This is a genomic window from Streptomyces sp. NPDC003379 (assembly GCF_053589195.1).
Map to the genome: position 1 here is coordinate 1 of NZ_JBSFRK010000001.1, position 12,593 is coordinate 12,593.

At 72.7% G+C, this 12,593-nt stretch carries 13 protein-coding genes; 5 read left to right on the forward strand and 8 right to left on the reverse strand.

Annotation, left to right across the window (positions count from 1 at the left end; genetic code table 11):
* Positions 1 to 40 precede the first annotated feature (40 nt).
* From ACWDVB_RS00005 to ACWDVB_RS00015, 3 genes are all read right to left on the reverse strand, one after another.
* On the reverse strand, positions 41 to 1,699 hold the full coding sequence (locus ACWDVB_RS00005) for a catalase (protein ID WP_451513231.1): 1,659 nt from the start codon (positions 1,697 to 1,699) through the stop codon (positions 41 to 43).
* Between the two features lie 117 nt (positions 1,700 to 1,816).
* Complete coding sequence (locus tag ACWDVB_RS00010) at positions 1,817 to 1,951, reverse strand: hypothetical protein (RefSeq protein WP_451513232.1); 135 nt, start codon at positions 1,949 to 1,951, stop codon at positions 1,817 to 1,819.
* A 64-nt stretch (positions 1,952 to 2,015) separates the two neighbouring features.
* The gene (locus tag ACWDVB_RS00015) at positions 2,016 to 2,270 is read right to left on the reverse strand and encodes a DUF6480 family protein (RefSeq protein WP_451513233.1); all 255 of its coding nucleotides are present in this window, start codon (positions 2,268 to 2,270) and stop codon (positions 2,016 to 2,018) included.
* Between the two features lie 218 nt (positions 2,271 to 2,488).
* Between ACWDVB_RS00015 and ACWDVB_RS00020 the strand changes: the two genes are divergently transcribed.
* The 4 genes from ACWDVB_RS00020 to ACWDVB_RS00035 all read left to right on the forward strand — a co-directional run bounded on the left by ACWDVB_RS00020 (position 2,489) and on the right by ACWDVB_RS00035 (position 5,243).
* Positions 2,489 to 3,298 carry an SDR family oxidoreductase gene (locus tag ACWDVB_RS00020; protein WP_451513234.1) on the forward strand — a complete coding sequence of 270 codons (810 nt, stop codon included), beginning with the start codon at positions 2,489 to 2,491 and terminating at the stop codon, positions 3,296 to 3,298.
* 183 nt (positions 3,299 to 3,481) lie between these two features.
* Positions 3,482 to 4,234, forward strand: coding sequence for a hypothetical protein (locus tag ACWDVB_RS00025; protein ID WP_451513235.1), 753 nt, complete (start codon positions 3,482 to 3,484; stop codon positions 4,232 to 4,234).
* The gene (locus ACWDVB_RS00030; RefSeq protein WP_451513236.1) at positions 4,231 to 4,485 is read left to right on the forward strand and encodes a hypothetical protein; all 255 of its coding nucleotides are present in this window, start codon (positions 4,231 to 4,233) and stop codon (positions 4,483 to 4,485) included. Before ACWDVB_RS00025 ends, ACWDVB_RS00030 begins: the two co-directional genes overlap by 4 nt.
* Complete coding sequence (locus tag ACWDVB_RS00035; RefSeq protein WP_451513237.1) at positions 4,482 to 5,243, forward strand: metallophosphoesterase family protein; 762 nt, start codon at positions 4,482 to 4,484, stop codon at positions 5,241 to 5,243. The genes ACWDVB_RS00030 and ACWDVB_RS00035 overlap by 4 nt, the downstream gene beginning before the upstream one ends.
* 44 nt (positions 5,244 to 5,287) lie before the next feature.
* On the opposite strand, the gene ACWDVB_RS00040 is transcribed toward ACWDVB_RS00035, so the two are convergent.
* The 3 genes from ACWDVB_RS00040 to ACWDVB_RS00050 are packed head-to-tail and all read right to left on the reverse strand — an operon-like array spanning position 5,288 to position 8,106.
* The gene (locus ACWDVB_RS00040; RefSeq protein WP_451513238.1) at positions 5,288 to 6,295 is read right to left on the reverse strand and encodes a glycosyltransferase family 9 protein; all 1,008 of its coding nucleotides are present in this window, start codon (positions 6,293 to 6,295) and stop codon (positions 5,288 to 5,290) included.
* A 55-nt stretch (positions 6,296 to 6,350) separates the two neighbouring features.
* A complete protein-coding gene (locus ACWDVB_RS00045; protein WP_451513239.1) occupies positions 6,351 to 7,343 on the reverse strand; it encodes an NAD-dependent epimerase/dehydratase family protein in 993 nt (330 codons plus the stop codon).
* Between the two features lie 16 nt (positions 7,344 to 7,359).
* Positions 7,360 to 8,106 (reverse strand): SDR family oxidoreductase, encoded by a 747-nt coding sequence (locus ACWDVB_RS00050; protein ID WP_451513240.1) that lies wholly within the window; start codon positions 8,104 to 8,106, stop codon positions 7,360 to 7,362.
* Between the two features lie 580 nt (positions 8,107 to 8,686).
* Here ACWDVB_RS00050 and ACWDVB_RS00055 point away from each other — a divergent pair.
* Positions 8,687 to 9,973 (forward strand): MFS transporter, encoded by a 1,287-nt coding sequence (locus tag ACWDVB_RS00055; protein ID WP_451513514.1) that lies wholly within the window; start codon positions 8,687 to 8,689, stop codon positions 9,971 to 9,973.
* A 407-nt stretch (positions 9,974 to 10,380) separates the two neighbouring features.
* Here ACWDVB_RS00055 and rfaE2 read toward each other — a convergent pair whose 3' ends face one another.
* Both rfaE2 and ACWDVB_RS00065 read right to left on the reverse strand, forming a co-directional pair.
* Positions 10,381 to 11,769, reverse strand: a complete 1,389-nt coding sequence (rfaE2, locus tag ACWDVB_RS00060; protein WP_451513241.1) for a D-glycero-beta-D-manno-heptose 1-phosphate adenylyltransferase — start codon at positions 11,767 to 11,769, stop codon at positions 10,381 to 10,383.
* A complete protein-coding gene (locus ACWDVB_RS00065) occupies positions 11,766 to 12,419 on the reverse strand; it encodes a D-sedoheptulose-7-phosphate isomerase (RefSeq protein WP_451513242.1) in 654 nt (217 codons plus the stop codon). Before ACWDVB_RS00065 ends, rfaE2 begins: the two co-directional genes overlap by 4 nt.
* Positions 12,420 to 12,593 lie beyond the last annotated feature (174 nt).

Here is a 12,593-nt window from a genome sequence, read left to right on the forward strand (position 1 = left end):
GCCGGCCTCGGCACGAGGCCGGCCGCGGAGGTCACCCGTCTCAGCGCGTCACGACGTGCCGCTCGTTGGGGACGCAGTGCGTCATGGTCAGCCCGCTGACGTCACGCGGCGGGTTGTCTCCCAGGTCGGCGAGCCGCTTGCGGTCCTCCTCGGTCAGGTCCTGGCTGGCCAGCGGCTGGAGTCCGGCGACGTCCTTCGCGCCGATGCCGAGCCCTTCGCCGATCTTGAGGCCCAGCTCGTTCTCCGCGAGGAGGAAGTGCCAGACCATCCTCTCCTGGACCTCCCGGTCGCACTGGGAGAGCAGGTCGACGAGGTTGTGCACGAGGTCGTCCCGCTCCCACTGCTCCATCAGGCAGTAGCGCTGCCCGGCCTGGATGTAGTCGTTGGTGCGCGGGATGCGCTTGCGCGTGAGCCTGCCGTGGATCTCCGGCCCCTGCTCGTCGTGGGTCGGGTACTGCCCTTCCCGCAGGCCGCCGGTGATGGACGGCTCGTAGTTGACGATGGGGTTCTCGCCGCCGCCGTCGACGTGGTAGGTCATCTGGCCGTCGCGCTGGTTGGTGCGCACGTCGGCGTTCTTGGCCTGATTGACGGGGAGTTGCAGGTAGTTGGGGCCGACGCGGTGGCGCTGGGTGTCGCTGTAGGAGAAGGTGCGGCCGACGAGCATCTTGTCGTCGGAGAAGTCGAGGCCGTCCACCAGCACACCGGTGCCGAAGGAGATCTGCTCGTTCTCCGCGAAGTAGTTCTCCGGCATCCGGTCGAGCACCATCCGGCCCACGGCCTTCGGCGGGAAGTCCTGCTCGGGCCAGGTCTTCGTGTCGTCGAGGGGGTCGAAGTCCAGCTCGGGGTGGTCGTGGTCGTCCATCACCTGGACGAGCAGCTCCCACTCCGGGTGCTCGCCGCGCGCGACCGCCTCGTACAGATCCTTGGTGGCGTGGCCGAGGCCATCGGCCTGTACGTTGGCCGCGTCCTCCTCGGTCATGCTGCGGGCGCCCTGTTTGGGCATCCAGTGGTACTTCACCAGGAGGGACTCCCCCTGGTCGTTGACCCACTTGTACGTGTTGACGCCGAACCCCTGCATATGGCGGTAGTCCGCCGGGATGCCGCGCGGGCTGAAGAGGTTGACCAGCATGTGCATGGACTCGGGCGTCTGCGACATGAAGTCGAAGATCCGTCGGGGCTGCTGCTCAAAAGTCACGGGGTCCGGCTTGAGCGCGTGGATGACGTCGGGGAACTTGATCGCGTCCCGGATGAAGAACACACCCAGGTTGTTGCCGACCAGGTCCCAGTTGCCGTCCTCGGTGTAGAACTTCACCGCGAAGCCGCGCGGGTCGCGGGCCGCCTCCGAGGAGTCGCGGCCGCCGATCACCGTGGAGAAGCGCACGGCGACATCCGTGCGCTTGCCGCGCTCCTGGAAGAGCTTGGCGCGGGTGAGACGGCCGATGGGCTCGTCACCGAAGGTTCCGTAGGCCTCGAAGTAGCCGTACGCGGTCACGCCGCGGGCGTGCACGACGCGCTCGGGGATGCGCTCGCGGTCGAAGTGGCTGATCTTCTCGAGGAACTGGTAGTTCTCCAGGGTCGCCGGGCCACGGGCGCCGACGGTGCGCTGGTTCTGGTTGTCGTAGACCTGGTGGCCCTGCCGGTTGGTGAGCGTCTCGCGGCCGTCGCCCGAGGCGGGGCCCTTGCTCGATACGTCCGTCACGTCCTGTCGACTCCTTCGGCCCTGACGGGCCCGATATGCCTGATGTGCCTGGCGTGTCCTTCTGTCTGGTCTACCTGCTTGTCGAGCGGTGCGCGTCGTCGACTTGCCCGCCCGGGTTCAGCCGTCCGTGTCGTCCGCTGCCGTGTCGTCGTCGCCTTCGGCCTGCGAGGGGGTGGTGCGCGGCGGCGCGTCCGCCTCGTCGCCGGTGGTGTCGCGGTCGCCTTCCGCCTGGGACGGGGTGTCTTCGCTCATGTCGTCTCTCCAGTCCTCACCGAGTCTTCGGGGTCGCCCTTCTCATCGTCACTCCCGCCCCGCGTCACAGCAGCAGGACCAGGGCGTAGACCAGGAAGAACGCCGCGATCAGCACCGCGAAGCCGATGATCAGGGCCAGCGGTCCCTTCGCCCACCCTTTCGGCGGATTGTGGGTCTCCGCGGGCCCCGCTCCCGACATGCTGCTCTCGGCGGGCGGGGTCTCCCCCGGTGGCACGCCCCCGCCGGGTCCGAGTCCCGCGGCGCTCCGGGGGTCGGGATCCGGCTCCGGGTCCGGTTCCGGGTGCTGGGAAGCAGTCATGGGATTCAAGTTCCCACGACTTCGGCGGACTCACCTTTCCACCGGGCCGAATGCGGGGCCGTGCGCCACGGTTGCGGCGCGCTCTCGGGGAGACCCGTGAGGCGTCATGGCCGAACCTGGACGCAGGGCCATGAGTGATCCGTACGACGACTCCACCCGACCGCCCCGGCCCGCCCAGGTCCCGTGCCGGAACGCGGCGCCGCACCCAAGGAGGTTCCATGACCGTCCCGAGCGACTCCACCGCCAAAGTGGCCGTCATCACCGGCTCGGACTCCGGCATCGGCCGGGCCACCGCCGTCCGTCTCGCCCAGGCCGGGATGGACATCGGGATCACCTGGCACAGCGACAAGGAAGGCGCCGAGCGGACGGCCGAGGAGGTGGGCCGGCACGGGCGGCGCGCGGCCGTCGCCCGGATGGACCTGACCCGGCTGCCGGATGCCGCGGATGTCGTCGACGACCTCGCCGAGCGGCTCGGCCGCATCGACGTCCTGGTCAACAACGCCGGTACGGGCACCGCGACCCCCTATCTCGAACTGGGGCTCGACGATGTGCGGCGCGTCGTGGACACCGACCTCGTGGGTCCGTTCCTGTGCGGCCAGCGCGCCGCGCGCCGGATGATCCAACAGGGTGACGGCGGCCGCATCGTCAACGTGACCTCGGTCCATGAGCACCAGCCCCGCGTGGGCGCGGCCCCCTACTGTGCCGCCAAGGGCGGCCTCGGGCTGCTGACCCAGGTGATGGCCCTGGAGCTGGCGGAGCACGGCATCACCGTCAACTCCGTCGCACCCGGCGAGATCGCCACCCCCATGACCGGGCAGGAGAACACGGACGTCCACAGCGAGCCCCGCCCGGGCATCCCGCTGGGCCGGCCCGGTGACGCCCGGGAGATCGCCGCCGTCATCGCCTTCCTCGCCGGCCCCGACTCCTCGTACGTGACCGGCGCGTCCTGGGTCGCCGACGGCGGCATGGTGCGGATGGGCCCCCAGGCCGGATCCCATCTCCAGAGCGACGACTGGCGGCGCCCCTGAGCCGTGCGGCGCGAAGAGGTGGCGCACTTGGCCCTGCGGTATAAGGGAAATCCACCTAAGCGACATCCATAGAAGCGTCGAACCCGGCGGTCCGGGTACCGGAGCTGCCTGGAGCAGGGATCGTCGGAGACCGCCGACCTGCACGCTCAGTGCAGCAGCCGGCGTCCGGAAACGGAGCAGCAGGTGACGCCGAACGCAGAAGACACCACCCCCGGCACCACTCCCGACACGACTCCCGACACGACTCGCGACGCGCGGAAGCCGGTCACCGAGCTGCGTCCGGCGGGCGGGCAGGTCACGGGCGGGCGGGTCACGGGCGGACCGGCCGGGGGATCCTCACACCACGAGGTGCGCGCGGAGGAGCTTCCGCCCGACCTCAACCAGGCCATCCTGGAGGCGACCAAGCAGGTCGCCGCCATCCTCAAGAGGCGCGAACACGACTTCGCGCTCGCCGGCAGCGTCGCCGTGTACGCGCACGGCGGGGCCGGGAACCTCCAGCACGACGCCGACTTCTGCATCAGGCCCGAGGACGCCGAAGCGGTCGCGGCGACCCTGGAGGAGGCCGGCCTGCCGGTGTACGCGCCGCCCGAGGACTGGCTGCTCAAGGCGAAGTGCCTCGGCCAGGACATCGACCTCATCTTCGAACTGGCCAACCAGCCGGTCACCACGGAGCTGTTGGGCCGCGCCACGCTGCTGCCGGTGGACTCGGTGCACATGCCGGTCCTGTCGCCGACCGACCTGATGCGGGCCCTGCTCGCCGCCTTCTCCGAGCACCACTGCGACTTCGGCGCCGTGCTGCCGATCGCACGGCAGCTGCGCGAGATGGTCGACTGGGAGGCGGTGCGCGGCGAGTGCGGGGACGCGCCGATGCCCGCCGCCTTCCTCTATCTGCTGGAACGCCTGGAAGTCATCGCACCGCGAGGAGGAGACCGATGAACGACCAAGCCAACGCCGAGTACCGCATCGCCCATCTGAAGGAGCGGCTCGCCGCGGAGGAGCTGGGCGAACTGGGCATCCGCGTGGAGCACCGCGGATCGTCCGTGACCGTCGTCGGGACCGTGCCCACCTCGCACTGCCGCGAGGAGCTGCTGCGCACGGTGAACGAGCAACTGGCCGGGCTCACGGTCCACTTCGACATCGTGGTGGCCGAAGCGGCGGCCCCGGACCACCCGGAGGAAGTCTCATGATCCGCATCGCCGCCGTGGGGGACATCCACATGGGCCTCGACAGCAAGGGAGTGTTCCGGCCCGCCTTCGAGACGCTCGACGACTGTGCGGACCTGCTGCTGCTCGCCGGGGACCTCACCCGCCACGGCACGGTGGAGGAGGCCCGGGTGGTCGCCGACGAAGTGGCGGGACTGCCGGTGCCGGTGGTGGCCGTACTCGGCAACCACGACCATCACGACGAGCGGCCCGAGGAGGTCACCGCCGTCCTGCGCGAAGCGGGCGTACGGGTGCTGGAGAAGCAGGGCACGGTCGTCGAGGTCGACGGGGCGCGCGTAGGCATCGCGGGCACGAAGGGGTTCGGCGGCGGGTTCGTCGGCCGCAGCGGCAGCGAGTTCGGCGAGCCGCTGATGAAGGAGTTCATCCGCTACACCCGCCGCTGCGCCGAGGGCCTGCGGACCTCGCTGGACGAGCTGGCCGGGCAGGGCTGCGACACGAGGGTGGCGCTCACGCACTTCGCGCCCGTGCCGGACACCCTCGCGGGGGAACCCCTGGAGATCTACCCGTTTCTCGGCAGCTACCTGCTTGCGGAGGCGGTCGACGCGGCGGGCGCGGACCTGGCCGTCCACGGCCACGCGCACGCGGGCACCGAGCACGGCATGACCAGCGGCGGCGTACCGGTGCGCAATGTCGCCCAGCCGGTGATCCGCAAGGCGTTCAACGTGTACCACCTGGGCCGTCGGCCCGCGGAGGCGGCGGCTACGGCCGCCCACGGCGGGTAGTCGGGCGTCCTCCTCCGTCACAACCTTCGTCACGACCCCCTTCGTCACGCACCGTCCTTCAGGAGTTTCTGCACGCCGCGCACGACGTCCTGGGCGGTGACCTCGGTCAGGCAGGGGTGGCCGGGCACCGGGCAGTGGCGGGCGCGGGTGCCCGCACAGGGGCTGTGCTGGTCGCCGAGGAGGACGACGGGCACTCCGTAGGGACCCCGGCGTTCCACCGGGACGACCGGGGAGAACACGGAGACGACGGGGGTGCCGGTCGCGGCGGCGAGGTGGGCCGGGCCGGTGTTCCCCGCGATGACGACATCGGCCGCGCGCAGCACACCGGCCAGGGTCCGCAGGTCCGTGCGCCCGCCGAGGTCGACGGCCGTGTCGCCGCTCACGTGGTGCGTCAGGGCGGCCTCGTCGGGCCCGCCGGTGACGATGACACGGTGTCCGGCGTCGGCGAGCAGGGCGACCGCCTCGGCAGCGCGGTCCGCGCCCCAGGAGCGTGCCGGTGTACCTGCCCCCGGATGCAGGACGACGTACGGGCCGTTGCCGGTGAGGCCGGTCGTGTCGGGGGACGGCAGGACGCGGAGGCGGCCGTCGTCGCCGGTTCTGGGCAGGAACCCGAGGGCCGCGGCCGCGTCGAGCGCCGCCTCGGCGTCGTGGCGGCCGGGAAGCCGCCGGTGGGGGGCGTCGATGAGGCTGCCGGAGTCGTCGGCGCTGTCGGCGCCGATATGACGTACGTACGCCATGCGCAGCAGGAGCGCGGCGGGCAGCGGGCTCTGCCCGAAGGAGGTGCAGACGAGCGCGACGTCGTACGCCGTGTCCCTCAGCCGGTGCAGAAGGCCTTCGACGTCCGCCTCGTCCACCGTCGGCGGACGGAGGCCCGCCCACGGCGCCTCCCACACGAGCACGTCGTCGACGTCGGGCAGCAGCCTCGCGGCGGGGGCGCCGCGCGGCCCGCACATCAGCGTCACCTGATCGGCCCGGGTGGCGACCGCCCGGACGGCCGGTCCGGCCAGCAGGACGCCTGTCATACCGTCCAGGCAGACGACGAGTGCCTTCATCGGGCCCCTTTCCTCCGGCCACTGTCCCTCCGGTGTATACCTCCCTCGTCGCTGATCATGCCTCGGACCTGATCCGCCCGGGCCGGTCGAGGAAGTCGGCGATGGTGCGCTTGAGTCCGTCGTCCAGGGCGACCTTGGGCGTCCAGCCGAAGATCTCGTGGGCGAAACCGGTGTCGGGGCGGGGCGGCTCGGGGCCGTCGTCGAGTGCCCCGGCGAACTCAGCCCCCGCGAACTCCAGGCGGGCGTCCGAGCCGGTCAGGGCGATCACCCGGCGGGCGATCTCCTCGACGGTCGCCGCCGGTTCGCCGCCGATGTCGACCGGCCGCACGGACCGGCTCGCGGCCACGAGGAGCACGCCGTCGACCGTGTCGTCGACGTAGCAGAGCGAGGGGGCATAGCTGCCGTCGCCGGGGACGGTCACCGACTCGCCGCTCAGTGCCTGCCGGACGAGCGTCGGGATCAGCGGGCCGTCGTCGGGTCCCATGCGGGGGCCGTACGTCGGAAACAGGCGCACGATGCCCGCGTCGGCCTCCTTCGCGCTCACGAACGCGGTGGTCAGCGCCTCCGAGAAGCGCCGGGACTCGTCGTACGCCGTGGGGCGGGCGCCCACGGGACGGGCGCCGACGTGGCAGGTGGAGGCGAGCAGGAACCGCGCGCCGTCCCGGTCGGCGACGGCGAGGGCGTTGCGGGTGCCAGGGCTGTCGGCGTCGGGCGCCGTCTCCACAGGAGGCGGCCCGCGCCGCGCGGAGGCGGCCGCCGGGGTGAGGCACGCGAGGTGCACGACGAGGTCGTACGGCCCCGCGAGGGCATCGCGGCAGTCGGGGTGCGCGATGTCCTGCTCCAGATAGCGGAAGCCGGGACGGTCCGCGAGATGCTCGATGTCACGGGCCGAGGCGCGCGGCACGGCGTCGACGCAGTCGACTTCCACCCCCGCGCCGAGCAGTCGTTCGCACAGATGCGATCCGAGGAAGCCCGCGCCCGCGGTCACCGCGGCCCTCTCCCACGGGGGCGGGGGTATGGGCGCCATGGAGAACATCGTCGGCGTCATGGGACGACCTTCCTTGTCACGGCCAGGACGGCTCCTTGCGCGGCACGACGACCAGCTCGCCCACGGCGCTGCCCGCCGGGACCGACAGCGCGTACAGCACCGTGTCGGCCACGATGTCCGGGCTCTGCAACATGGACACGTCGGCGTCCGGGAAGCGCTCCAGGATGAACGGGGTCTCCATGCCACCCGCGATGATGCCGGTGACGCCGATTCCCACGCAGTCGCGCTGCGCCTCCTTGAACAGCGTGTGGGTGAACGCGCGCAGACCCGACTTGCCCGCCGCGTAGGGGCCCGCCTCGGTCCAGGTGCGGTTCGCGGCGGTGGACAGGATGTTCACGATGTGGCCGCCACCGCGGGCGATCATGCGCCGGTAGGTCTCCAGGCACAGGTACATGGGCCCGAGCAGGTTGGTCTCGACGACCCGCGTCACCTCGGAGGCCGTGAGGTGCTCGATGGGCTTGGAGACGTCGACGGCGGCGTTGTTGACCAGGATGTCGACCGACTCCCCGGCCGCCTCCAGGTCCCGGAAGACGGCGGCGACCGCGGCGGCGTCCCGTACGTCCATCTCCACGAAGCGGGCGTCGAGACCGTCGCGGCCGAGGTCGTCGCAGAGCTCCTGCGCGAGATCCTTCCGGACGTCGGCGACGAGGACCGAGGCCCCGGCCCGGGCCAGTCCCCTCGCGATCGAGGCGCCGAGGCCCCGGGCCGCCCCGGTCACCAGCGCCCGCTTGCCATGGAGGTCGACCTGCGCTCCGCCACCCATGCCTGTCCCTTCCTTCGTGCGGTTGACCGCGGTCGCGCTCGGCGACCGCTCCGCTTCCCACTGTGACGCCGCGCGGCCTCCCCGGCACCTCGGGCGGGCCGCGCGGCGCCCCCGTCCACGACTGTGGCCCGCGTCACCGCGCGGGGCTCCACGGCCGCGTACGGACCCCACCCGCGAGCCGTGTGAGCAAGCACACCAGAACCGCCAAATCGCTTTCCGCTACGCGCACTTGGACTCTTCTGACGCCGTATCCGACCGAACGGCACCGGGGCTCACGAGCACCATCTGCCACCATGGTCAACGCCGCACTCCGGAACGTCCGTACGCCTCAGCGCGCTCAGAAGACGTCTCTCCGGCCGCGCGGCCGCCCCACAGATCCGCTGGAGTGACCGCGCAGTGCCGCCGGTGTCCCGAGCTCCCGCCGATGCCCCCGCCTGAGTCCCTTCGGGCTGCCTCCGAGTCTCCGAGTGCCCCTGTGTCTTCTGTGTCTTCTGTGTCCTCCTCTCCTGTCCATCCCCCTGCCTCCGCGCCGCCCGCGGACGGGTCCCATTCGCCGTGGCGGTCCTTGAAGTACCGCAGCATGCGCTGGTGGTCGGTCGCCAACTTCGTGTCGAACGCCGGTACGTGGATGCAGCTGACCGTGCAGAACCTGCTGGTCCTGCAGATCACCGGGTCCGCCGCCGCCACGGGCCTCTCCATGTCCGTGCAGGCCGCGCCCGCGCTGCTCATGAGCGTCGTGGGCGGTGCCGTCGTCGACCGGTGGCCCCGCAAGGTGACCGCCACGGTCAGCCAGGCCCTCCTCGGCGCCATCGCCTTCACAACGGCCGCGCTCGTGGCCTGCGGCCGGCTCGACCTGACCGTCCTGCTGGTGCTTGCCGCCGTCACCGGCGTCATCGCCACAGTCGACGGGCCCGCGTGCGCCCTGCTGGGCAACGACCTCGTGCCGCCGGAGGACGTGCCCTCCGCCATCGGCGTGGGCTCGCTCGTCCACAGTGCGGGCCGCCTCGCCGGTGCCGCCCTCGGCGGTGTCACGGTCAGCTTCCTCGGCACGGCCGCCGCGTACGCCGCCAACGGTGTGTCGTTCCTCTTCGTCGCCGCGGTCATCCCCTTCCTGCGTCCCGCGTACGGGGCGCTGCGCGGTGCGGTGGCCGACCGGCCCCTGGTCCCGGCGCAGCGCGGCTCCGTCCCTGTCCCCGGCCCCGAGACCGTCGGTGAGGACATGACCGTGCGGCAGGGCCTGGCGTTCTTCATGCGGCGGCCGCGCCTCGTGGCCCTCGCGGGCATCACCGGCATCAGCGCGGTCTTCGGACGGAACTACACGCTGACCCTGGCCGTGCTCGTCACGGGGCCGCTCGCCGGGGGCGCCGGTTCGTTCGGCACGGTCTCCACGGTCCTGGCCGTCGGAGGCATCATCGGCGCGGTCCTCGGCGCCAGGCTGCGCCGGCCGTCGGTGCGGCTCGTGGGCCTGCTGGCCGCGGCGGGTGCCCTGCTCCAGGTGGTGGCGGGATTCTCCCCCTCCTTCGCGGTACTGCTGGTCCTGGTCCTGCCCATGGCCGTCGTCGAGTCCGTCTCGGACACGGCGGGGACGACCGTCCTCCAGACGGACCCGCCCGCCCATCTGCGGGGCCGTGTGCTGGGCGTCTGGGGAAGCATCAGCACGGGCTGGGGCCTCGCGGGCCCGCCCGCGCTGGGCCTCCTCATGGAACTGGCCGGCGCCCGTGGCGCCCTGGTGTCGGGCGGCCTGATCATCGCCGGCTCCATCGGAGCGGGCTTGCTCCTCCGCAAGCGCCGCACCACCAAGCCGGTCCTCCTCCACAAGGAGGAACTGGACGCCCCCAGCCAGCCGGCGTTGAGCACGGCCGCCTAGAAACACCCCCATCCGACCGATCCCGCCCCGCATCCCAAGAGCGCCCCTCAGGGGCGCGGGGAACGGCGCGAGCAACCAAAACACTCCCGCACCCGCAAAGGGACTTGCCCCAGGCGAGAAAACGACCCCCAGAAGCACCCCGCCAGGGACGCGAGGAACTGCGCGAGCAACCAAAAACACACCCGCACCCGCAAACCGACTCCCCCCAGGCAGACGCGACCGCGCAGGAAGCCCGCCCAGGCGAGAAAACGGCACCCAGGACGCACCCGGCCAGGGGCGCGAGGAACTGCGCGAGCAACCAAAAACACACCCGCACCCGCAAACCGACTCCCACCAGGCAGACGCGCTCGCGCAAGAAGCCCGCCGCAGGCGAGAAGACCCAGGGCGCCACTCAAGGAGGCCCCGGCTCAGCGCCGCGTCCCCGCGGCGACCGCCGCCCGCCGAGCCAACAGCGTGGTGGAGCGGCCGTCCAGATACGGCAGGACGACCGCCTGCCCACCCCACGCCCGCAACGTCTCCGCCTCCGGCAGGTCCTGGACGGAGTAGTCGCCGCCCTTGACCCACACGTCGGGCCGCAGCCTGCTCAGCAGCTCTCCCGGGGTGTCCTCCTCGAAGACGGCGACCGCGTCGACGCTGCCGAGCGCCTCAAGGACACGTACGCGGTCCGCCTCGTGGTTGAGCGGCCGGCCGGGGCCCTTGCGGCGGGCCAGTGACGCGTCGGAGTTGAGGCAGACGATCAGGCAGTCGCCGATGCGCCGGGCGCTCTCCAGCAGCCCGACGTGCCCGGCGTGGAGCAGGTCGAAGCAGCCGCCGGTCGCCACGACCGTGCCGCCACGCGCGCGTACCCGCTCCGCGAGGGCGAACGCGTCGGTGCCCGGCATCTCCTCGCCGCCCGGGGCGGGCGTCGTCCGCCACAGGCCCGGATTCGTGGCGCCGCCCGCCGACACGAACGCGGCCGCTTCGGCGACCGCCCGTTGCAGGGCCTCTTCGGGGAGCGCCCCGTCCGCGAGCGCCGCGGCCGTCGTGGCGGCGAAGCAGTCTCCCGCGCCGCACGGGTCGCCGGTGGCGTGGTAGGGCGCCGGGACGAGCATCGGCGTACCGGACCCGGGCCTGGTCAGCAGGACGCCGCGCTCGCCGAGGGTGACGGCGACACCGGCGGCGCGCCAGCGGTCGGCGAGTTCCGTGCCCCGCTCGGCGTACGACCGCAGTGTCTCGCCGTCGCGCGGGCACAGGGCGCGGATCTCCGCCGCGTTGGGGGTGACGAGCCGCGCCCCGGGGACGGGGGTGTCGCCCTTGGGGTGCGGGTCCCAGACCAGGGGCGTACGGGGGGTGACGGCCGCCAGATGCTCCCGTACGGCGCTCGCCGTGTGCCGTCCGTAGTCGGCGACGAGGACGGCGTGGGCCTGCGCCAGCGCGTCGCGGACCGCCGCGTCGGGCTCGCCCGGTGTGCCGCCGCCCCGGTCGATGCGCACCAGGGGACGGCCGGACGCCAGGACGCGTGTCTTCACCGGCAGGGTGCCGTTCAGCGGCAGCTCCACCAGGCGTACGCGGCCCTTGAGTTCCCGGCGGACGGCTTCACTCGCGGGGTCGTCGCCGAGTGCGGTCACGAGGACCACCTCGCGGCCGCCGCGGGCCGCGAGCGCCGCGGCGAGTCCGGCGCCGCCGGGATGGCGCCGGTCGCCGGTGACGTCGACGACCGGGGCGGGGGCGTCCGGGGAGAGCCGGGTGGCGACCCCTTCGATGTCCTCGTCGAGCAGGACGTCTCCGACGACGACGAGCGGCTTGGGCCCGTTCACGGGGTCCTCCCATGGACGGGGACCGCGGCGGGCTCGGCCCTGCCGATGGTGGCGGTGACGGGCCGGGGCTCGGGGAGCGCCGCGTCGAAGGCCTCGCAGAGCAGGTGGACGGCGACGAGATGGGCCTCCTGCACGGTCGCCGTGGTGTCCCCGTCCACGTACAGCCGCTCGTCGGCCGCTTCGCCCAGCGGGTTGGGGCCCGGCCCGGTGAGCGCCCAGACGCGCAGCCCCGCGGCCCGGCCCGCCACCGCCGCGGTGATCAGGTTGGCGCTGCGGCCGGACGTGGACAGCAGGATGAGGATGTCGCCGGGTCTGCCGTGCGCGGAGACCTGGCGGGCGAACACGTGGTCGAAGCCGTAGTCGTTGCCGATGGCGGTCATGCTGGAGGTCTCGGCGTGCAGGGAGATGGCCGAGTACGCCGGCCGCTCCTGCCGGTAGCGGCCCACCAGTTCGGCGGTCAGATGCTGGGCCTGGGCCGCGCTGCCACCGTTCCCGGCGGCCAGCAGACGGCTCCCGGCGGGCAACGCGGCGGCGAGCCGGCCGCCCCACTCCGCGATCGGGCCGAGGCTGTCCCGGCGCAGCCGGCGGAGCGCTTGCTCCAGGGACCGGCAGTGGAGATGCGCTCCATCGAGTGCAGGGGATTCGTTCATGCTGTTCGGGCAGGCCGCGTCACTGGGGCGGCGGCGGGCCCTACCTCCTTCGGATGTCGGTGCTCCGCGGTGGGTCGGGGCGCGCGGGGGACGGCCGGGCGGGAGACCCGCCTACGGCGATCGTGGCCACGGGCGCCCTGCCGGTCGGGGCCCCGACCGCCCCGACCGCACGCC